This is a genomic window from Demequina sediminis (assembly GCF_039545075.1).
Lineage (GTDB): Bacteria > Actinomycetota > Actinomycetes > Actinomycetales > Demequinaceae > Demequina > Demequina sediminis.
In genome coordinates, this window is sequence record NZ_BAABRR010000006.1 from 160,756 (window position 1) to 181,852 (window position 21,097).

A 21,097-nucleotide genomic window follows, 5' to 3' on the forward strand; every position below is an offset into this window, starting at 1 on the left:
GTCAGCCCTTCAGCTCGGCGGGCTCGTCGAGCGAGATGGTCTGGCGTGCGCGGAACACCGCGATGATGATCGCGAGGCCCACCACGACCTCGGCAGCGGCGACGACCATGACGAAGAACGCCATGACCTGGCCGTCGATCTCACCGTGGATGCGCGAGAAGGCCACGAGCGCGAGGTTGGACGCGTTGAGCATGAGCTCGACGCCCATGAACGCGACGATCGCGTTGCGACGCAGTAGCACGGCGGCGGCGCCGATCGCGAACAGGATCGCGGCGAGGATGACGAAGTTGATGGGGTCCATCAGCGGCCGTCCTCCTTCGAGGTGGAATCGCGGTACGAGGAGTCGGGTCGCGTGGGGTCGTCCAGAGTCGCGCGGAAGGACTCGCCCTCTTGCGTCTGGTCTCGCATCTCGAGCACGCGCGAGATCGACGCCTCGATGGGCTTGCCCTCGGGATCGAGCGCCGGCACGTCGAGCGCGTTGTGGCGCGCGTAGACGCCGGGCATCGGCTTGTTGACGGGGTCGGCCCCCACGCGCACGCGGTCGCGCTGCACCTCGAGCTGGGTGCGGCGCGGCTTGAGGCGCGGCACGTGCGTGAGCACGAGGGCGCCCACGGCGGCCGTGATGAGCAGGAAGCCCAACACCTCCATCACGAGCACGTACCGCTCGAAGAGCATGAACGCGATGACGTCGGGCTCACCCGAGACGCCTTCCTCCGCGACGGGGATCGACACGCGCGTGACGATCGACACGAGGAAAGCGCCCAGGCCGAGCGCGGTGACGAGCCCGATCCACCGCTGGTTGCGGATGGTCTCGCGCAGGTCCTCGCGCTGGTCGACGCCCACGAGCATGAGGACAAAGACGAACAGCATCATGACGGCGCCGGTGTAGACGACGATCTGCACGACGCCGAGGAACGGCGCGCCCAGCGTCACGTACGCGGCCGCGAGGCCCACCATCACGAGCACGATCGACATCGCGATGTAGACCGTCTTGCGCGCGAAGAGCAGCGCGAGCGAGGGGATCACCGTGATCGCGGCGATGATCCAGAAGAGCACGGGGTTAACCACGACGTGCCTCCTCGGTGGCCGGCTCCTTGGCGCGGTTCTCGGGAAGCGTCGGGTCCTCGGGACGCTGCTCGCGCACCCACTCGACCTGCTCCTTGACCGGTCCGGTGACCTCGCCGCGGTAGTACGAGCCATCCGTCGTGCCCGGCACCATCGGGTGCGGGGCCGCGAGCATGTTCGCGCCCATGGGGGCAAGCAGGTCCTGCTTCTCGTAGATGAGGCCCTCGCGCGTCGGACCGGCGAGCTCGTACTCGTTGGTCATGGTGAGGGCACGCGTCGGGCACGCCTCGATGCACAGCCCACAGAAGATGCAGCGCAGGTAGTTGATCTGGTAAACGCGGCCGTAGCGCTCGCCGGGGCTCACCTGGTGCTCGGGCGTGTTGGAGTCGGCCTCGACGTAGATCGCGTCCGCGGGGCACGCCCACGCGCACAGCTCGCAGCCGATGCACTTCTCGAGGCCGTCGGGGTGACGGTTGAGCTGGTGGCGGCCGTGGTAGCGCTGCATCGGCGGCGTCTTCACCCGCGGGTACTGCTCGGTCACCGTGGGACGGAAGAAGTTGCGCAGGGAGACGCCAAAGCCGGCGACGGGCGCGAGCGCCTCGCCGATCGGACCCTTCTTGGGCAGGTTGGACTCGAAGGTCTCGCGCTTGCCGTCGCGCTCGCGATTGACCTTCCAGACCTCGTCGGACCCGCTCACTCGGAGTCCTCCTCTCGCTTGCCAGCATGCGCGTCGACCGTGCGGCCGGAGCGCGGCGATGGGGGCAGAACCTGGTGGGGCAGCGGCGGCACGGGGTAGCCGCCGGCAAAGGCGTCGAGCACCTCGGGCCCGCTGTCCTCGGGTTCGGCCTCGGCCTTGGTCTTGCTGTCGGACACGAAGCTCCACACCGCGATGACCAGCAGCACGCCGATCGCCCCCGCCACGGCGTCGAACACGTTGAGGTCGCGGTCGAAGTGGTCGAAGGCGGCGCGGCCCACCGCGAAGAACACGAGCCAGCCGAGTCCGACGGGGATGAGCACCTTCCAGCCGAACTTCATGAACTGGTCGTAGCGGAAGCGCAGCACCGAGCCACGGATCCACACGAACACGAACATGAGCAGCCAGATCTTGAGGATGAGCCACAGCGGCGGGAAGATCCCGGTGTTGAGGAACTCGTAGCCGGGCCACGAGGCCGGCCACGGCGCACGCCAGCCTCCCAGGAACAGCGTCGACGCAACCGCGGACACGTTGATCATGTTCATGTACTCGGCGAGGAAGAACCACGCGAACTTCATCGACGAGTACTCCGTCATGAAGCCGGCGACCAGCTCGCCCTCGGCCTCGGGGAGGTCGAAGGGCAGGCGGTTGGTCTCGCCGACCATCGAGATCACGTAGAGGATGAAGGCGGGGAACAGCGGCCACACCCACCAGCGGTCCATCTGTGCATCGACGATGCCCGCGGTGCTCATCGTGCCCGACAGCATGAAGACGGTGACGAGCGACAGGCCCATCGCGAGCTCGTACGAGATCACCTGGGCGGTCGAACGGATCGCACCCATGAGCGGGTAGGTCGAGCCGGAGGCCCAGCCACCCAGGACGATGCCGTACACGCCGAGGGCAGCGCACGCGAGGATGAACAGCACGGCCACGGGGAAGTCGGTGAGCTGCAGTGGCGTCGAGAAGTCGGTGCCGTAGATCCGCGTGTCGGGTCCGAACGGAATGACGGCGAAGATCAGCAGCGCGCAGAACACGGAGATCATGGGCGCCGCGATGTACAGCACCTTCTCCGAGTTGCGGACCGTGATGTCCTCCTTGAACAGGAGCTTCATCGCATCCGCAACCGACTGCAGGAGGCCGAAGGGGCCTCGCATGTTTGGCCCGGGACGCTCCTGAAGACGGCCGATCACGCGGCGCTCGAACCACACCGCGAACAGCACCGAGGTGAGCAGGAACACCAGGATGAGGACCGCCTTGACGATCACCACCCACAGCGGGTCACTCGCGAGCTGCTCCGCCACGGGCGACTGCACGGCCGGCAGGACTGCGGTCATCACGCCGCCCCCTTCACGGTGACGTGGGCTCCGGCGGACGCGCGCAGGTCGCGCGCCACCCACGAGCCCGGAGACTTGACGGGCACCCACACGACGCCGTCGACCATGTCGGTGACGACGGCGGGCAGCTCGATCGCACCCGCCTCGGTCGAGATCGTCACGGCGCCCGCGACTCCAAGCGAGTCCGCGGTCGCCTGCGACAGGCGGGCCACGGCGACGCGGCCGGTGCCCGCGAGGTACGGCTCGCCGTCCTGGAGCGAGCCCTCGTCGACCAGCTGGTGCCACGTCGCGAGCACCGCGGTGCCCTTCTTGGGCTTGGCGGTGCGTGCCGGCTTGGCGGACGGCGCGGCGGGCCGCTCCCCCTCGCCCGCTGCGCCCAGCGCGGCGAGCTCGGCGTTGACGGACTCGACGGTCGCGGTGCCGAGCTCGACGCCCCACTCGCGGGCGAGCAGGTCGAGCACGCGGTGGTCCGACATCGCGTCCGTGTGGATCGCGGTCGCGAAGGACCGCAGGCGGCCCTCCCAGTTGACGAACGTGCCCGACTTCTCGGACGGCGGGGCGACGGGAAGCACCACGTCTGCCGCCTGCGCGATCTCGCTGCGACGCACCTCGAGGGAGACCACGAAGCCCGTCGCGGCCAGCGCGGCCTCGACGTCGGCGGTGAGGTCCGAGGCGCTCACGCCACCCACGACCAGGGCACCGATGCCGCCCTCGGCTGCGGCGGCCAGGATGCCCGCGGTGTCGCGGCCCGCCGCGGACGGCAGGGAGTCGACGCCCCACGCCTGCGCGACGGCGGCACGGGCCGCCTTCGACGACACGGCGCGACCGCCGGGCAGCAGGCCAGGCAGCGCTCCGGCCTCGACGGCGCCGCGCTCTCCCGCGCGACGCGGGATCCATGCGAGTCGCGCGCCGGTGGACGATGCAAGGTCGAGGGCGGCGGTGAAGGTCCCCTTCGCCTCCGCGGCCCTCTCGCCGAGCACGATGACGGCACCCGGCTGAGCCAGTGCCTCGCGGACGTCGGCGGGAAGGTCGGCAAGCGCACCCGGCTCGCGACCGGGGACGGTCGGCACGAGGGTCGCGTCGAGCTTCTGCGCTCCGCGCGTGAGGAACGGCGCGACGGCGACCACGCGCTGGCGGCCGAGAGACTTGCGCAGGCGCAGGAACACCACGCCGCCCTCGTCCTCGGCCTCGAAGCCCACCAACACCACGACGGGCGCCTTCTCCAGCTCGCCGAAGGTCACGCCGAGGCCCGTTCCGGCCACGGTCGCTCCCAGGAACGACTGCTCCTCCTCGGACGCGACGCGCGCACGCGCATCGACATCGTTGGTGCCCAAGACCGCGCGCGCGAACTTCTGGTACGCGTACGCATCCTCGAGCGTCACCCGGCCACCCACGAGCACTCCGGTGCCACGGGCGCCTGCGACGGCATCGTCCCCCTCGACGGGCGCCGTGGCGGCACGAATGCCGGCGGCCGCGGCCGCCAGCGCCTCGGGCCACGAGGCCTCGACCAGCTCGCCGTCCTTGCGGATCAGCGGCCGCGTCAGGCGGTCGTCGAGGTTCTGCCACGTGAAGGCGAACCGGTCCTTATCGGTGATCCAGTCCTCGTTGACGACGGGGTCGTTCTCCGCGAGGCGGCGCATCACCGTGCCGCGGCGGTGGTCGATGCGAATCGCGGCGCCCGACGAGTCGTGCTCGGCGATCGACGGCGACGACACCAGGTCGAACGGTCGCGACCGGAAGCGGTATGCGGCCGACGTCAGCGCACCGACGGGGCAGATCTGCACGGTGTTGCCCGAGTAGTACGAGGAGAACGCGCGGCCGGCCTCGTCCTCCGCGGCCGCGCCCACGGGGCGGTAGCCGTCAAAGTCGAGCACGTCCTCGTCGAACGTGCCGATCTGCTGACGAGCGCCGCGGTTCTGCAGGTCGATGAACGCGTCGCCTGCGATCTCCTTCGAGAAGCGCGTGCAGCGCTGGCACAGGACGCAGCGCTCGCGGTCGAGCAGGATCTCCGAGCTCAGCGCGAGAGGCTTCTCGAACACGCGCTTGACGTCGACGAACCGGCTCTCGGGGCGACCGTGGCTCATCGCCTGGTTCTGCAGGGGGCACTCGCCGCCCTTGTCGCACACCGGGCAGTCGAGCGGGTGGTTGATGAGCAGCAGCTCGAGCACGCCCTTCTGCGCGCGGTCGGCCTCCTCGGAGGTGTGCTGCGTGTTGACCACCATGCCGGGGGTGACCGTCATGGTGCACGATGCCTGGGGCTTGGGGAACGCGCGCAGGTTGCCGTCGGGGCCGGGGCTGGCCACGTCGACGAGGCACTGGCGGCACGCGCCGGCCGGCTTGAGGGCGGGGTGGTCGCAGAAGCGCGGGATCTCAATGCCCACCTGCTCCGCCGCGCGAATGATGAGCGTGCCCTTGGGCACGGAGACCTCGGTGCCGTCGATGGTCAGGGTGACCAGCTCGACGGCCTCCGCTGCCGGCTTGTCCGCGGTCGCGGTCATGCGTGCGCCTCCTCGGTGGCGGGCGTGTCGGAGTAGGGGACGAGCGCGGAGGCGCCGTGGTCGAACGGGCAGCCGCCCTGCTCGACGTGCGCCTCGTACTCCTCGCGGAAGAGCGTGACGGAGCTGATGATCGACGACGTCGCTCCGTCGCCGAGCGCGCAGAAGGAGCGCCCCGCGATCGAATCGCACGTGTCGAGCAGCTGCTGGATGTCGGCCTGCGTGCCGCGGCCGCCCTCGATCCTCTTGAGGATCTGGGTGAGCCAGTACGTGCCCTCGCGGCACGGGGTGCACTTGCCGCAGGACTCGTGCTTGTAGAACTCGGTCCAGCGCGTCACGGCGCGGACCACGCACGTGGTCTCGTCGAAGAGCTGGAGAGCGCGCGTGCCGAGCATCGACCCCGCGGCACCCACCGACTCGTAGTCGAGCGGGGTGTCGAGGTGGTCCTGCGTGAAGATCGGGGTCGACGAGCCGCCCGGGGTCCAGAACTTGAGCTCGTGGCCCTCGCGGATTCCGCCGGCGAGTTCGAGCAGTTCGCGCAGCGTGATGCCGAGCGGGGCCTCGTACTGGCCCGGCCGCGTGACGTGACCGGACAGCGAGAACAGGCCCATGCCCTTCGAGCGCTCGGTGCCCATCGCGGTGAACCAGTCGACGCCGTTCGCGATGATCGACGGGACGGAGGCGACCGACTCGACGTTGTTGACCACGGTCGGGCGGGCGTAGAGGCCCGCGACGGCGGGGAACGGCGGCTTGAGGCGCGGCTGGCCGCGGCGTCCCTCGAGCGAGTCGAGCAGCGCGGTCTCCTCGCCACAGATGTACGCGCCGGCGCCGGCGTGAACGGTGACGTCGAGGTCGAATCCGCTGCCGTGGATGTTGGTGCCCAGGTGGCCGGCCTCGTAGGCCTCGCGCACGGCCTGCAGCAGGCGGCGGTACACATGCACCACCTCGCCGCGCAGGTAGATGAAGGCGTGGTTGCAGCCGATCGCGAACGACGTGATCGCGACGCCCTCGATGAGGGTGTGAGGGGCGGACAGCAGGGTCGGGATGTCCTTGCACGTGCCCGGCTCGGACTCGTCGGCGTTGACCACGAGGTAGCGCGGTCCGCCGTCATCCGGCGGCAGGAAGCCCCACTTCATTCCGGTCGGGAAGCCGGCGCCGCCACGACCGCGCAGGCCCGAGTCCTTCACGGCCTGCACGATGTCGGTCGGAGCCATGCCGAGCGCGGTCTTCAGCGCCCCGTAGCCGCCGGCGGCGGTGTACGTGTCGATGCTCCAGGACTTCTCGGCACCCCACGTGGCGCTGAGGACGGGAACGAGCGCGGTCACTTGGCTCCCTCCGTCCAGCCCTGGGCCTTCGCGGCCTCGAGACCGGCGAGGGTCGGCGCGCCGACCCCCTGGTCCTCGTCGGCGCGGCCGTCCTCGAAGCCGGCGAGCACGCGCGACACCTCCTTGAACGAGCACACCTTGGCGGGGCCGCGCGTGGGCGCGACGTCCTTGCCCGCGCGGAGGTCATCGACCACCTGCTTGGCGCTCTCGGGGGTCTGGTTGTCGAAGAACTCCCAGTTGACCATCATGACGGGCGCGTAGTCGCACGCCGCGTTGCACTCGAGCCGCTCGAGCGTGATGGTGCCGTCCTCGGTGGTCTCGTCGTGACCGACCCCCACGTGCTCCGACAGCTCGTCCCAGATGCGGTCGCCGCCCATGACGGCGCACAGCGTGTTGGTGCACACTCCCACCTGGTACTCGCCGTTGGGGCGGCGCTTGTACTGCGTGTAGAACGTCGCGACGGCGGAGACCTCGGCGGCGGTGAGCTCGAGCTGGTCCGCACAGAACTGAATGCCGTCGGGCGAGACGTAGCCGTCGACCGACTGCACGAGGTGCAGCATGGGGAGCAGCGCGGAGCGCTTCACGGGATAGCGGCCCATGATCTGGGCGGCATCCGCGGTGAGGCCCGCGAGCGTGGACTCGTCGTAGGTCATCGGTCGACCCCTCCCAGCACCATGTCGATCGTGGCGATCGCCACCACCACGTCGGCGACCTGGCCGCCCTCGGTGAGGATGGACAGCGCCTGCAGATTGTTGAAGCCGGGGTCCCTGAAGTGGGCGCGCCACGGCTTGGTTCCGCCGTCGGAGACCAGGTGGACGCCGAGCAGGCCCTTGGGGCCCTCGATCGCCTGGTACACCTGGCCGGCGGGCACCTTGAAGCCCTCGGTCACGAGCTTGAAGTGGTGGATGAGCGACTCCATCGACTCGCCCATGATGTGGCGAATGTGATCGAGGGAGTTGCCCTGGCCGTCCGCGCCCACGGTGAGCTGAGCGGGCCACGCGATCTTCTTGTCCGCGACCATCACGGGCTGACCCACGCTGGCCTCGAGCCGGTCCGCGCACTGCTCGATGATCTTGAGCGACTCGTAGCACTCCTCGAGGCGCAGGACCACGCGAGAGTAGGCATCGGCCTCCGTGGAGGTGGGCACCTGGAAGTCGTACGTCTCGTACCCGCAGTAGGGGTCGGACTTGCGCACGTCGTACGGCAGTCCGGCGGAGCGCAGGATCGGGCCGGTGATGCCCAGCGCCATGCAGCCCGCGAGATCGAGGTTCGCGACGCCCTGGAGGCGACCCTTGAAGATCGGGTTCGCGAGCTGCAGGTCCGCGAGCTCGTCGAGGCGCTGGCGGACCAGCGGGATCATCGCGCGAATCGCCTCGACCGCACCCTCGGGCGCGTCGATCGCGACGCCGCCAGGGCGGATGTACGCGTTGTTCGTGCGCAGTCCCGTGATCATCTCGATGACCCTGAACGTGTCCTCGCGGCCGATGAACGCGGTGGTCATGACCGTGGTCGCGCCCATCTCGTTGCCGCCGGTGCCGATCGCGACCAGGTGCGATCCGATGCGCGTGAGCTCGGCCATGAGCACGCGCAGCACGCTCGCACGCTCGGGGACGTCATCGGTGATGCCCAGCAGCTTCTCGATGCCGAGGCAGTAGACCAGCTCCTGGGACATCGACGCGACGTAGTCCATGCGCGTGCAGAACGTCACGCCCTGCGTCCAGGTGCGGTACTCCATGTTCTTCTCGATGCCGGTGTGGAGGTAGCCGATTCCCGCGCGGGTCTCGGTCACCACCTCGCCCTCGATCTCGAGCATGACGCGCAGCACGCCGTGGGTCGACGGGTGCTGGGGACCCATGTTGACGACGATGCGCTGCTGCGCGAGGCGCGCGGCCTCGTCGGCAATCTCGCTCCAGTCGCCGCCGTAGGCGCTGTACTCGGGGGCGTCCGGGTCCTCGACAAAGGCGCCGGTCGCGTGCGGGGCGGTCCTCTCCTGGGTCATCGGTACTGCCTCCGGTTGTCGGGCGAGGGGATCTCGGCGCCCTTGTACTCGACGGGGATGCCGCCCAGCGGATAGTCCTTGCGCTGCGGGTGGCCTACCCAGTCGTCCGGCATCTCGATGCGCGCGAGCGACGGGTGGCCGTCGAAGACGATTCCGAAGAAGTCCCAGGTCTCGCGCTCGTGCCAGTTGTTCATCGGGTAGACCGAGACGATCGACGGGATGTGCGGATCCGCGTCGCCCACGGCTACCTCGAGGCGGAGGCGACGGTTGTGCGTGATCGACTGCATCGGGTAGACGGCGTGCAGCTCGCGTCCGGCGTCCGCCGGATAGTGCACGCCGCTCACGCCCAGGCACATCTCGAAGCGCAGGTCCTGGTCGTCGCGCAGGTACGAGCAGACCTCGAGCAGGTGCTCGCGCGCGATGTGCAGCGTGAGTTCGCCGCGGTCGACCACGACGTGCTCGATCGCGGCCTCGGCACGCTCGCCCAGCAGCTCCTCGAGCACGTCGACCACACCGTCGAACCACTCGCCGTACGGGCGCTCGGAGGCCCCGGGCATCTGCACGGGCTTGACCAGCAGGTCGTAGCCAGACGTGTCGCCGCGCGCGCCGAACATGCCCTCGCGCACGTTGATGAGGGTGATGGTCTCGCGCTCTCCCGGCTGGGGCCCGCCCTGGGCGGCGCCGGTGCCGGTGAGGTCCTGGGACTCGCTCAACGCAGCAGGCCCTTCATCTCGGAGGTGGGGGTCGCGACCAGCGCGGCGGCCTCGGCCGCCGCGGCGATCTCGCGACGGTTGCGGCCCATCGGGGTCTCGCGCACCTGCTTCTGGAGCTCAATCAGCGCGTTGAGCAGCATCTCGGGACGCGGCGGGCAGCCGGGAAGGTAGATGTCGACCGGCACCACGTGGTCGACGCCCTGCACGATCGCGTAGTTGTTGAACATGCCGCCCGAGGAGGCACACACGCCCATCGACAGCACCCACTTGGGCTCGGCCATCTGGTCGTAGACCTGGCGCACGATGGGCGCCATCTTGTTCGACACGCGGCCGGCGACGATCATCATGTCCGCCTGACGCGGCGATCCACGGAAGACCTCGGAGCCCAGGCGCGCGATGTCGAAGCGCGGCGTGCCGGTGGCCATCATCTCGATCGCGCAGCACGCGAGGCCAAAAGTCGCGGGCCACAGCGAGCCGGCCCGCATGTAGCCCACGAAGTCCTCGACCGTGCCGAGCATGAACGGAGGTGCGCTCTCTTCGATACCCATGGTCAGTCCCACTCAAATCCGCCGCGGCGCCACTCATACACGAAGGGGATCGTGATGAGGACAAGGAAGGTCATGATCGCGATCAGCCCGAACCACCCGAGCGCGTTGTGCGCGACCGCCCAGGGGTAGAGGAAGACCACCTCGATGTCGAACACGATGAAGGTCATCGCGACCAGGTAGTACTTGATGGGGATGCGTCCGCCGCCCGCCGCGCCCGGCGTGGGCTGCAGTCCCGACTCGTACTGGTCGAGCTTGGCCGCGTTGGCCCGCTTGGGGCCAAGCATCGAGCTCACCAGGAGCCCTGCTGCGGCGAGGAGGCCGGCGATCACCATCATGACGATGATCGGCACGTAGGGATTCACAGTCGTCCTTCCGTCCTGCTCGAGTTCGCCGATGCCGTCATGCTGCCGGGGCGACCCGGGTCAGGGCAGACAGCAACTTGTCCGCCCAGGTGCCGCCGCGCGGCTCGTAGACATCTGCCAGCAGTCTAGACGTGAATTCCATGACCAAAGGACTAGGAAGCCCGTACCGCGTGCATGCTTTCATCACGGCCGGATGCTCGACCAGCGCGGCAAACACGCGGCCCAGCGAGTAGTAGCCGCCGAGGTCGTCCTTCATCATGCGCGCATAGCTCGCGAGCGCCGCCTCCTGGTCGCGGACGCCCGTCGCCGACCTCCACGCGACGGCCGCCTCGGTCGCGCGGCGCGCGGCCTGCATCGCGTAGGCGATTCCCTCGCCGTTGAACGGGTTGACCATGCCGCCCGAGTCGCCCACGAGCATCATGCCGGGCACGTAGTGCGGCTGACGGTTGAACGCCATGGGGATCGCGGCGCCCTTGATGTCGCCCTCGATCTCTCCGAACTCCCAGTCGTGGGCCGAATGCGCGAGCCAGTCGCGCATCATCGCGCGGTGGTCGAGCTTCGGGGGCGTGCCCTTGGCGCTCAGCGTGCCGAGTCCCACGTTGGCCGTGCCGTCGCCCAACGGGAAGATCCACCCGTATCCGGGCAGGAGGTTCGAGCGACCGCGCTCGCCGTCCCAGATCTCGAGGTGGCCCTCCATCCACTCCTCCGCGTGACGCGGGGTCGTGAGGTACGTGCGCACCGCGACGCCGATCGGGCGGTTCTGCTTGCGCTCGATGCCCAGCCCCAGCGCGATCCTCGCGCTCACGCCATCGGCGGCGATCACCAGCGGCGCCCGAAACTCGGTGGGCTCGCCCACCTTCCTGCCCTTGGCATCGGTCTCGCGGGCGATCACGCCCACGACGCGGCCGCCACCCGCGTAGCCGTCCTGGCGCTCGTCACGAATCGCGGCGTCGACGTGCCAGCCCTCGCGGACGTCGGCTCCCGCGGCGCGGGCGTGCTCCGCGAGGCGGTGGTCGAACTGCGCGCGCGGCAGCGACAGCCCGTAGCGCGGGAACTCGTCGAGGTCGTGCCACGGAAACTCGAGGCGGTGGCCCCCACCGACCATGCGCAGGCCGTGATTGGGGATCCAGCCCTCCTCGCGCGGGGTCTCGAGGCCGATCAGCTGGAGCTCGCGCACCGCGCGCGGCGTGAGGCCGTCGCCGCACACCTTCTCGCGCGGGAAGCGCGTCTTTTCGAGGGCGATCACGTCGAAGCCCTCGGCGGCGAGGTAGCGGGCGGCGGCGGCCCCTCCGGGACCCGCCCCGATCACGATGACATCGGCCTCAGTACGCACCGGACGAGTCTACTGTCGCGTCCGCGTGGCGAGACTCCCTCGGAGGGGGGCTGCACCCCTAGGCTGGCGATGTGACCACCATCGACGTTGGGAGCACGTGGGCAGGAACCCACCGGTTTGGCGCCGCCGCGCTGGTCGAGGCGCGGTCCGTCGGCGAGGTCCGCGAGGCGATTCGCCACGCGCCGGGCCGCATCAAGGCGCTGGGAACGCGCCACAGCTTCAACGACCTCGCGGACACCGAGGGCACCCTCATCTGCGTGACGGACTTCCCCGACTCGCCGCTCGTGGACCTCACGAGCCCCGCGGACCCCACCGTGAACGCGCCCGCGGGCATGCGCTACGGAACGCTCGGGGCGTGGCTGCAGGCGCGAGGCTGGGCGCTGCACAACACGGGCTCCCTCCCCCACATCTCGATCGCGGGCGCGACCGCGACGGGCACCCACGGTTCCGGCGTGGGCAACGGCTGCCAGTCGACCGCGCTGCGTCGCCTCGAGTTCGTGGACGCCAACGGCGAGATGCGCGTGGTGCGTCGCGGTCAGCCGGGATTCGAGGGTCTTGCGGTGGGCCTGGGCGCGTTCGGCGTCATCACGGAGGTCACGCTCGGCATCCAGCCCACGTATGACGTGCGTCAGGACGTCTACACCGGGATGCCGTGGGAGGCGCTGCTCGAGGAGACCCCGCAGATCCTCGCCGATGCGTACTCGGTGTCGATCTTCACCACGTGGACCGAGGACACGGTCCAGCAGGTGTGGCGCAAGAGCGGCGTCCACCGCACCACGCCCCCGCCCGACGCATGGCACGGCGCGACGCGCAGCGCCGAGTCCGACGCGCGACTCGTGGGCGGCGACCCCGAGGCGCTCACGCCGCAGGGCGGGCGGCCGGGGCCATGGATCGACCGGCTGCCGCACTTCCGGCTCACGCACACGCCCTCCAATGGCGCGGAGATTCAGTCCGAGTACTTCGTGCCCATGGAGGCGGCGGGCGAGGCGCTCGCCGCGGTGCGCGACCTGGGCGACCGGATCGCCCCGCTCCTGCTGGTGTCGGAGCTGCGCGCCGTCGCGGCCGACGACCTGTGGCTGTCCGGCGCGTATCAGCGCGACGCGCTCACGATCCATTTCACGTGGGGCCCCCATCCCGCGGAGGTCGCGGCGCTGCTGCCCGACCTCGAGGCCGTGCTCGCTCCCTTCGACGCGCGCCCGCACTGGGGAAAGTGGCACGCCTTCGACGCCGCCGCGATCGCCCGCGTGCACCCACGGCTGGCCGACGCCCGCGCGCTGTTCGAGGAACTCGACCCCGACGGGCGGTTCGCGAACGACCACCTCGTACGGCTCGGGGTGCGCGCTTCTCGCGCCGATTCACGGGCCTAGGGTGGTTCCGTGACCGTCCACGCCGCCGCACCCGGGCCGCTGCTCGCCCACACGATCGAGATCGAGGACCCGGGCGACCTCATCGATGCGCTGCCCGAGCCGGGCATCTCGTGGGTGCGCCGTGGCGAGGGGCTGGTCGCGTGGGGAGAGGTCGCGCGCTTCGCGTCGGACGGTGCGGATCGCATCGACGATGCGCAGCACTGGTGGCGTCACCTGTCGCGGCACGCGACCGTGAGGGACGACGTCCGCGCACGCGGAACTGGGCTGGTCGCCTTCGGGTCCTTCGCCTTTGCCGACTCGTCGCCCTCGGGAGGCACGCTCGTGGTCCCCCGCTTCGTGCTCGGCCGGCGCGACGGGAGGTCGTGGTTCACCTCAATCTCCCGCGAGGACGATGCCGTGGTGACCTTGAGCGAGGCCCTCGCCGGGGCATCGTCCCCTCGCGAGCCAGGGGAGGTCGCGGTCGAGGAGGGCGACGAGGCGGCGTGGAACGCCGCCGTCGAGGCCGCCGTCGCGCGGATCAAGGCGGGCGACCTCGAGAAGGTGGTGCTCGCGCGGGCCGTCGAGGCGCGCGCGGAGCGCGACATCGACGTGCGAGTGGTGCTGCGCAGGCTCGCCGACGCGTACCCGATGTGCTGGGCCTTCCACGTCGACGGACTCGTGGGCGCGACCCCCGAACTGCTCGCGCGCGTCGACCACGGACTGGTGACGTCCCGCGTGCTCGCCGGCACCATCCGCATCACGGGTGACGACATGGGCGACCTCGCCCGCGCGGGTGCGCTCGCGCGGTCCTCGAAGGACCGCGAGGAGCACGAGTATGCGGCGCGATCCGTGACGCAGGCCCTCACCGCGCACTGCGCCTCCGTGAATGTGCCCGACGAGCCGTTCGTGCTGCACCTGCCCAACGTCATGCACCTCGCGACCGACATCACGGGTGTGCTGTCGCACAACGTCGCCGCGCTCGAGCTCGTGGGTGAGTTGCACCCGAGCGCCGCGGTGTGCGGCACGCCCACTCTCGCCGCCGCGCGCGTCATCGATGAGCTCGAGGGGCTGGACCGCGGGCGCTACGCGGGACCCGTCGGGTGGATCGACGCCGCGGGGGATGGCGAGTGGTGCATCGGGCTGCGCTCCGCCGAACTGTCCACGCAGGACCCTCGCCGCATGAGGCTGTTCGCGGGATGCGGGATCGTGGCGGCGAGCGAGCCAGGCGCCGAGTGGGCGGAGTCCGAGGCCAAGCTCGAGCCGATGCGCCGCGCGCTGGGCATCGCGGAGGCGGAGCGCGAGATCGAGGTGGCCGAGCCCGAGCCCACATCCGAGCCCGAGCCCGCACCGGAGCCTGCACCGGCGCCCGTGGCTGAACCCGAGCCCGCACCCGCACCCGCACCCAAGCCCGCACCCGCCCGTCCCGCGGAGCCAAGCGTGCAGTTCGACCCGAAGCCCGCGCCCCTGACCGGCGGCGCGACATTCGAGGAGGGCGGCGACGCCGCCTTTCCGACCCTCCGCATCGACGACTCCGAATCCGTCCACATCCCCGTCGTGTCCACCGGCAGCGTGCCCGCCACCCTGTCGTCGCGCGACGCGCGACCCACGACGCAGGCGATCACCGGCTGGGACACCGCGGAGTGGGAGGAGCGGTACCGGTCCCGCGATGCGGTGTGGAACGCCGCTCCCAACGCCCAGCTCGTGACCGAGGCGGCGCGGCTCACTCCCGGCAAGGCGCTCGACGTCGGCTGCGGAGAGGGAGCGGATGCCGTGTACCTCGCGACCCTGGGCTGGGCCGTGACGGCCGTCGACATCTCGGAGACGGCGATCAGCCGCGGCCGCCAGCACGCCGTGAGGGAGTCGGTGGCGGGCAAGGTCGACTGGCGCGTGGCCGACGTCACCACGGCGGGCCTGGGGTCCGGCGAATACGACCTCGTGACCGCGCACTTCGCTCACCCGGAGGCGGGCATCGCGTCGCTGGTGCGGGCGCTCGCCCGCCACGTCGCGCCGGGCGGAGTGCTGCTCGTAGTGGGCCACGACCCTCGCGATCCGCGTGTCGCGGATCACCCGCGGCTGAGCCGCACCGCCTTTCGGGCCGAGGACGCCGCGCTGGGCCTCGACCCCGCCGTGTGGACGGTCGAGGTCGCTGAGGTTCGCGAGCGTACGGCGACCGATCCCGACGGCGCGCCGCTCACGCGCCTCGACGCGGTGCTGAGGGCGCGGCGGATCGCCTGAGCGCGGCGTAGCCACCGCTGTGTGCGGTGCGCCGCGCGCGGTCGGCACTTAGACGCGCGCCTCGATGACCTCGAGCGTGCGCACGGGCACCGCCAGCGCCGCGTCGAGCTGCTCACGCGAACGCACCTCAACGTGAGGCACGCGATAGCCCGCGCACAGCGAGGCGAGATCGGCGCCGTGCGGAGTGGTGAACACGCGCTCGAGGTTGTCCGGCGGGGCCGAGCCGTGCTCGAGGCCGCCGAAGATCGTGCCGCCGCCGTCGTTGACCACGACGATGCGCGCGTACGGCCTCTCCTCGCGCGGGCCCACGAGCAATCCGCCCGCCTCGTGCAGGAACGTGACGTCACCCATGAGTGCGTGCACCGCACGACCCGAGCCAAGCGCGATCCCGCCCGCCGTCGACACCGTGCCATCGATCCCCGCGAGGCCGCGGTTCGCCAGCACCACCGGACCCGCTCCCGCCCGCGCCGCGGGCATGATCCGGTCGAGCGCGCGAATCGGCCCCGACGATCCGACCACTCCCACCGGCCCCTCGGCCGGGCCACCGAGCGAGTCGAGGAACGCGGCCGCGATCACGCGCGGGCCCCAGCCCTCGGGGGCGGCCGGTCGGGCACCTCCCGCGCGCCACTCGGCGAGCCAGGACGCATCCGCGACCACGGCATCGTCCCTCGCCCACCAGGACTCCGGAACCGAGCGGACCACGGCCTGTGCATGCACGGGGGCCTCGCGCCAGCGTGCCCCGAAGCCGGCCACGATCAGCGCCGGCGCGCGCGCGATGAGGGCCTGCACCGCCCGCGTCAGCGTGGGTCGTCCGATCACCACCACCTGGTGGATGCGCTCCGCGAGCGCTTCGCCTGCGGGCGACTCCAGGAGTCGCACGTAGTCAGCGATGCAGTGCGTGCCGGTGCGGGCCCCCGAGGTGGGCTCCGCGAGGAGCGGCCAGCCGTGGGCCTCGGCGACTCGCCTGGCGACGTCGCCCGCCCCGTCCCCAGCGATGACGATGCCCCTGGTCACCGCCGGCAGCGGCGCGGGCCGGGGCGCGGGGACCACGATCGGGATGGCCCCCGACGGGGGCGGCGGCGAGGGCGGGTCGAGCCACACGCCGCCGTCGGCGCCCACCGGCTCGCGAAAGCCGATGTTGAGGTGCACCGGTCCGGCGGCCGCGGCCATGTCGTCGCGGTCGGGCTTGCCGAGTGCGGCGTCGACCGCGCGCTCCGCGAGAGCGGCGGCGCGGGACAGCCCCTCTCCCGGCTCGGGGGCTGGCACGTCCTGCTCCCAGCGCACGAACGCCCCGAAGATGCCGACCTGGTCGGTCGTCTGGTTGGAGCCCACGCCTCGCAGCTCGGCCGGCCGGTCCGCGGTGAGCAACAGCAGCGGCACGCCGGCGTGGTGGGCCTCCATGACCGCGGGCAGCAGATTGCCGACCGCGGTGCCGGACGTCGTCACGATGGCCACCGGGGCGCGGCGGCCCGCGACCTCACGGCCGCGCGCGATCCCGAGCGCGAGGAAGCCCGCCGAGCGCTCGTCGATGCGCACGTGGAGACGCACGCGAGGCGCACCCAGCGGGGGGTTGCCACTGCCGGCCTCCGCGAGCGCATGGGCAAGCGCTCCGGAACGGGAACCGGGGCTCAGGACATAGTCCTCGACGCCGTGCTCGGCGAGAGAGGCGATGAGGGCGCGCGCAAACGCGCCCGAGGCGTGGCCGCTCATGCGATCACGTCCAGCGTGACGGGGCCGATCACGCCGCCGCGAGGCACGATCGTCTCGCGCACCGTGTCCGTCGCGAGCAGCGCGCCGGTGCCCAGCCCGCACGCGAAGGGAAGCTCGGGGACCGCGCGCGCCAACGCGACGCCCGCAGCCAGTCCCACCGAGGACTCCATGGCGCTCGACACCACGATCGGCACGTCGTAGCGCTCGACCACGCGCAGGCATGCGGCGACACCGCCCATGGGCGCGACCTTGAGCACGAGGATGTCGGCGGCGCCGGCGCGCATCACGGCATCCGCGTCGCCGGGCAGCCGGACGGATTCATCGGCGGCGATGAGCACGCGGGTGCGGCGGCGTAGTTCGGCCAGCTCCTCGACCGTGCGGCACGGCTGCTCGACGTACTCGAGGCCGGCGCCGCCTCCCGCGCGCGCCGCGGCGTCCAGTTCCGTGAGTGCCTTGACGGCCGTGTCGACGTCCCACGCGCCGTTCGCGTCGACCCTCACCCGCCCGCCGGGGCCCAAGGCGACGGCCACGGCCTCGACGCGCCGGGCATCGTCCCTCAGGGAAACCGTGCCCGCGACCTTCACCTTGGCGGTGGTGCAGCCGCCCGCGGTCGCGAGTTGCGCGGCGCGCCCTGCCGGGACCTCAGGGACGATGCTGTTGACGGGGACCGTGTCTCTCACCGGCGGCGCCCACTCCCCCCGGGCGGCCTCCATGGCCGCCTCCCACCAGCGCGACGCGCGCTCGGGGGTGTAGTCGGGGAACGGCGAGTACTCGCCCCACGCCTCGCTGCCGTCGGGCGCACGGCCCTTGATGAGGACTCCGCTGCGCTCGGTGACGCCGCGAAAGCGCGTCGACAGCTGAACGCGGAAGGGGCGGAACTCCATGGGGTCAGCCTAGGGCCGTCGCACCCGAGACTCCCCCTCACGGACGAAGCCCGTGAGACGCGCGGGAGCGGCCCCACTACCCTGGCGGCATGAGCGATATCCCGGCCCAGGTCTCCGATCTCATGGACCCGCGCGAGTGGCGCGCGATCGATGGCTTCCCCGACTCGGACATCACGTATCACCGCTGGGTCTCGCGCTCGGAGTCGGGCGAACAGGACCTCCCCGCCGTGCGCATCGCGTTCAACCGGCCGGAGGTGCGCAACGCCTTCCGCCCGCAGACGGTCGACGAGCTCTACCGCGCAATCGACCACGCGCGTCAGACCGTGGACGTCGCGGCCATCATCCTCACCGGCAACGGGCCCGCCGCAGACGGCGTGCACGCGTTCTGCTCGGGGGGCGATCAGCGCATCCGCGGCCGCGACGGCTACCTCTACGAAGGCTCCGCAGCCGACGCTCCCGCGTACGGCGGCCGTCTCCACATCCTCGAGGTCCAGCGCCTCATGCGCACCTCGCCCAAGGTGACCATCGCGGCCGTCAACGGCTGGGCGGCCGGCGGCGGTCACTCGCTGCACGTCGTGGCCGACCTCTCGATCGCGTCGCGCGAGCACGCGCGGTTCAAGCAGACCGATGCCAACGTGGGTTCCTTCGACGCCGGTTACGGCAGCGCGCTGCTCGCACGCCAGGTGGGCGACAAGCGCGCACGCGAGATCTTCTTCCTGGCGAGGGAGTACTCGGCGGACGATGCCGCGGCGTGGGGCGCCGTCAACGAGGCCGTCCCGCACGGGGAACTGGAGGCGCGCGCGCTCGAGTACGCGCGCATCGTCGCCACGAAGTCGCCGCAGGCGATTCGCATGCTGAAGTTCGCGTTCAACCTCGCCGACGATGGCCTCGCGGGGCAGCAGGTCTTCGCGGGCGAGGCAACTCGCATGGCGTACATGACCGACGAGGCGCAGGAGGGGCGCGACGCGTTCCTCGAGCGTCGCGAGCCCGACTGGCGGAAGTTCCCTTACGCGTACTGAGGCGCGGCGTCAGCTGATGTCGATCGCGGTCGAGTGTGAGACGCCCTCGTTGGGCACCAGCTCGATCCACGTCTGACCGGGCATGAAGGAGACGGGCTCGCCGTCGGCCGTGGTGATCTCGAAGGGGTCGAACTGGCCGGCCTTGCTCCACTCGATCGGGATGTACTTGTCGCCCGAGGCGAGGTAGCCGGCGCCCGAGCGGCCCGCCAGCAGCGTCTCGGGCACGGAGGACTTGGCGTCCCCGGAGGTGTAGCGCACGCTCACCCACATCATGAGGACGTTCGTGGCGGACAGCTGCGTGCCGTCGTCGGTCACGTGCGGAGCCGTGTCCTCGTACCTCATCCACAGGCCCTTGGCATCGTCCCAGCGCCACTCGGGCAACGCACGAGGCGACATCGTGATGTCGAGGCGAGCGGCGCTCTCGCCCACCCGCTGGGCCGTGGCGGTCTCGGCCGGGTAGGCGAACGCCCACTGCTCGTCGGGCGCGGGCATGTCGGCGGCCTGCGCGGCAAACTGCTCGGGACGGCCGTGCAGATTGTGCGGTGCGGAGCGCCCGCTCTTGCGATAGAAGCCGCTCGAGCCGACGTCCTCGGCGAGGAGCTTCTGGCCGCTGTTGCGGGCATCGTCGATGAAGCGGCCCTGGGCGCCCGAGAAGATCAACGGCCCGCCGAAGGAACCCATGATGTTCTTGTCCATGGGTCGCATCGAGCGGATCGGCCCCACCGAGTCCGGGTAGTCCGAGTGGAAGACCGCAACCAGGCGCGAGATGCCGTACTCGACGTACTCCTCGACCACGATGTCCGCGCGGTGGAGGTTCTCCTGCGGGCGCGCCTGCTCCGTATTTTCGATCTTGATCGACAGCGCGGGACGGTCAAGGTCTGCGGCGGCGGCGCCCTCGGCATCCAGGCCGGTCAGCGGCCACACCACGTCGGGACGCGGGTCCTCGGGGGCCGGCGGCAGCGCGATCGCGGAGGAGCTCGGCTCGAGAGAGACTGTCGCCTGGGGCCCGGAGGTGGTGGCGGGCGCGCACGCGGCGAGCGCGAGCAACGCCACGGCCGCGAGAGTTCCGCCGATGCGCGTGGTGGTCATGCCCAGCAGTGTAGGCGCGTCCTGGGGCGGCGTTCCTCAGGCGCGGCGGTGGGGATGACGGTCGCCGCGGCATGTTGTGTCGCCGCTGGTATTCGGGCGTGGTGAACGAACTGGTGACAGTCGGGTTTAGGCCGCGAGGGTCACGGCGGGTCTCATGGTGGTCTCGAACTCGACGGGGGTCAAGCTTCCGAGACGGTCTTGCGGTCGGCGGTGGTGGTAGGTCCGCTCAATCCAGGCCACGATCGCGAGGCGTAGTTCCTGGCGAGTGTGCCAGCGTCGCTGGTTGAGCACGTTGGTCTGCAGCAGGGACCAGAAGGACTCCATCGCGGCGTTATCCCCGGCGGCACCGACGCGGCCCATCGAGCCGACCATGCCGTGACGGTTCAGCGCCTTGGCCATCTTCCGGGAACGAAACTGGCTGCCCCTGTCCGCATGCAGAATGCAGCCGGCGACGTCACCGCGGCGGGCGACGGCGATCTTGAGGGCGTCGACGGCGAGCTCGGCGGGCATCCGATCGGCGATCGAGTAGCCCACGATCCGACCCGAGTAGACGTCCTTGATCGCACAGCAGTACAGCTTGCCTTCGTTCGTCCAATGCTCCGTGATGTCCGTCAGCCACACCCGGTTAGGGGCATCCGCGGTGAAGACCCGCTTGACGAGGTCATCGAACACAGGCGGGCCGGAACGCTTGCCCTTGCCGCGCCTTCGTCGCTGCGCCGCCGACGTGATCCCCGCCTGGGAGCACAGCTTCCACGCCGTCCGTCGGCTCATCCGCCAGCCGACCCTGCGGGCTTCGCCAGCGAGGAACCGGTAGCCGAACGTCGGGTCATCCACATGAGCGTCCCACAAGGCGTTGACGCAGTGAGCCTGCACCCACTCGGTCTCGGTCACGGGATCAGCCAGCCCTACTATCGGTGGCTGGACAGCCCTGTCACTGATGCTGAAC

Annotated in this window: 18 protein-coding genes and 1 pseudogene; 3 read left to right on the top strand and 16 right to left on the bottom strand. The window is 70.9% G+C overall.

What is annotated here, in order from left to right:
* Position 1 precedes the first annotated feature (1 nt).
* From nuoK to ABEA62_RS07400, 12 genes are all read right to left on the bottom strand, one after another.
* Positions 2-301: an NADH-quinone oxidoreductase subunit NuoK gene (nuoK, locus tag ABEA62_RS07345; RefSeq protein ID WP_286214886.1), complete on the bottom strand. Its 300-nt coding sequence runs from the start codon at positions 299-301 to the stop codon at positions 2-4.
* On the bottom strand, positions 301-1,068 hold the full coding sequence (locus tag ABEA62_RS07350) for an NADH-quinone oxidoreductase subunit J (protein WP_286214885.1): 768 nt from the start codon (positions 1,066-1,068) through the stop codon (positions 301-303). The genes nuoK and ABEA62_RS07350 overlap by 1 nt, the downstream gene beginning before the upstream one ends.
* Positions 1,061-1,690: an NADH-quinone oxidoreductase subunit NuoI gene (gene nuoI, locus ABEA62_RS07355; RefSeq protein WP_286216770.1), complete on the bottom strand. Its 630-nt coding sequence runs from the start codon at positions 1,688-1,690 to the stop codon at positions 1,061-1,063. Before nuoI ends, ABEA62_RS07350 begins: the two co-directional genes overlap by 8 nt.
* Positions 1,691-1,758: 68 nt before the next feature.
* Positions 1,759-3,093: an NADH-quinone oxidoreductase subunit NuoH gene (gene nuoH, locus ABEA62_RS07360; RefSeq protein ID WP_286216769.1), complete on the bottom strand. Its 1,335-nt coding sequence runs from the start codon at positions 3,091-3,093 to the stop codon at positions 1,759-1,761.
* Positions 3,093-5,591: an NADH-quinone oxidoreductase subunit G gene (locus tag ABEA62_RS07365; RefSeq protein WP_345379381.1), complete on the bottom strand. Its 2,499-nt coding sequence runs from the start codon at positions 5,589-5,591 to the stop codon at positions 3,093-3,095. The genes nuoH and ABEA62_RS07365 overlap by 1 nt, the downstream gene beginning before the upstream one ends.
* Entirely contained in the window at positions 5,588-6,913 is a 1,326-nt protein-coding gene (gene nuoF / locus ABEA62_RS07370; protein WP_286214884.1) for an NADH-quinone oxidoreductase subunit NuoF, read from the bottom strand. Before nuoF ends, ABEA62_RS07365 begins: the two co-directional genes overlap by 4 nt.
* The gene (gene nuoE, locus ABEA62_RS07375; RefSeq protein ID WP_425557992.1) at positions 6,910-7,566 is read right to left on the bottom strand and encodes an NADH-quinone oxidoreductase subunit NuoE; all 657 of its coding nucleotides are present in this window, start codon (positions 7,564-7,566) and stop codon (positions 6,910-6,912) included. The genes nuoF and nuoE overlap by 4 nt, the downstream gene beginning before the upstream one ends.
* Positions 7,563-8,912 (bottom strand): NADH-quinone oxidoreductase subunit D, encoded by a 1,350-nt coding sequence (locus tag ABEA62_RS07380; RefSeq protein WP_286214883.1) that lies wholly within the window; start codon positions 8,910-8,912, stop codon positions 7,563-7,565. Before ABEA62_RS07380 ends, nuoE begins: the two co-directional genes overlap by 4 nt.
* Positions 8,909-9,625, bottom strand: a complete 717-nt coding sequence (locus tag ABEA62_RS07385) for an NADH-quinone oxidoreductase subunit C (RefSeq protein WP_286214882.1) — start codon at positions 9,623-9,625, stop codon at positions 8,909-8,911. Before ABEA62_RS07385 ends, ABEA62_RS07380 begins: the two co-directional genes overlap by 4 nt.
* Positions 9,622-10,173, bottom strand: coding sequence for an NADH-quinone oxidoreductase subunit B (locus ABEA62_RS07390; RefSeq protein WP_286214881.1), 552 nt, complete (start codon positions 10,171-10,173; stop codon positions 9,622-9,624). The genes ABEA62_RS07385 and ABEA62_RS07390 overlap by 4 nt, the downstream gene beginning before the upstream one ends.
* Before the next feature lie 2 nt (positions 10,174-10,175).
* Complete coding sequence (locus ABEA62_RS07395) at positions 10,176-10,535, bottom strand: NADH-quinone oxidoreductase subunit A (protein WP_345379384.1); 360 nt, start codon at positions 10,533-10,535, stop codon at positions 10,176-10,178.
* A gap of 37 nt (positions 10,536-10,572) precedes the next feature.
* Positions 10,573-11,868 (bottom strand): geranylgeranyl reductase family protein, encoded by a 1,296-nt coding sequence (locus ABEA62_RS07400; RefSeq protein WP_286214877.1) that lies wholly within the window; start codon positions 11,866-11,868, stop codon positions 10,573-10,575.
* A gap of 71 nt (positions 11,869-11,939) precedes the next feature.
* Between ABEA62_RS07400 and ABEA62_RS07405 the strand changes: the two genes are divergently transcribed.
* On the top strand, positions 11,940-13,235 hold the full coding sequence (locus tag ABEA62_RS07405) for a D-arabinono-1,4-lactone oxidase (protein WP_286214876.1): 1,296 nt from the start codon (positions 11,940-11,942) through the stop codon (positions 13,233-13,235).
* Positions 13,236-13,244: 9 nt separating this feature from the next.
* The gene (locus ABEA62_RS07410; RefSeq protein WP_286214875.1) at positions 13,245-15,449 is read left to right on the top strand and encodes an isochorismate synthase; all 2,205 of its coding nucleotides are present in this window, start codon (positions 13,245-13,247) and stop codon (positions 15,447-15,449) included.
* 48 nt (positions 15,450-15,497) lie between these two features.
* Here the strand turns inward: ABEA62_RS07410 and menD are convergent, their stop codons facing one another.
* Together menD and ABEA62_RS07420 are read right to left on the bottom strand one after the other, a co-directional pair.
* A complete protein-coding gene (gene menD, locus ABEA62_RS07415; protein ID WP_345379388.1) occupies positions 15,498-17,159 on the bottom strand; it encodes a 2-succinyl-5-enolpyruvyl-6-hydroxy-3-cyclohexene-1-carboxylic-acid synthase in 1,662 nt (553 codons plus the stop codon).
* Positions 17,156-18,043 (bottom strand): o-succinylbenzoate synthase, encoded by an 888-nt coding sequence (locus ABEA62_RS07420; RefSeq protein ID WP_345379390.1) that lies wholly within the window; start codon positions 18,041-18,043, stop codon positions 17,156-17,158. The genes menD and ABEA62_RS07420 overlap by 4 nt, the downstream gene beginning before the upstream one ends.
* A gap of 89 nt (positions 18,044-18,132) precedes the next feature.
* Here ABEA62_RS07420 and ABEA62_RS07425 point away from each other — a divergent pair, with 89 nt between their 5' ends.
* On the top strand, positions 18,133-19,062 hold the full coding sequence (locus tag ABEA62_RS07425) for a 1,4-dihydroxy-2-naphthoyl-CoA synthase (protein ID WP_345379392.1): 930 nt from the start codon (positions 18,133-18,135) through the stop codon (positions 19,060-19,062).
* Positions 19,063-19,071: 9 nt separating this feature from the next.
* On the opposite strand, the gene ABEA62_RS07430 is transcribed toward ABEA62_RS07425, so the two are convergent.
* Both ABEA62_RS07430 and ABEA62_RS07435 read right to left on the bottom strand, forming a co-directional pair.
* Complete coding sequence (locus tag ABEA62_RS07430; protein WP_286214869.1) at positions 19,072-20,151, bottom strand: DUF3048 domain-containing protein; 1,080 nt, start codon at positions 20,149-20,151, stop codon at positions 19,072-19,074.
* 126 nt (positions 20,152-20,277) lie between these two features.
* Positions 20,278-21,051: pseudogene (locus ABEA62_RS07435) on the bottom strand (IS3 family transposase); the annotation flags it as partial.
* Between the last annotated feature and the right edge of the window lie 46 nt (positions 21,052-21,097).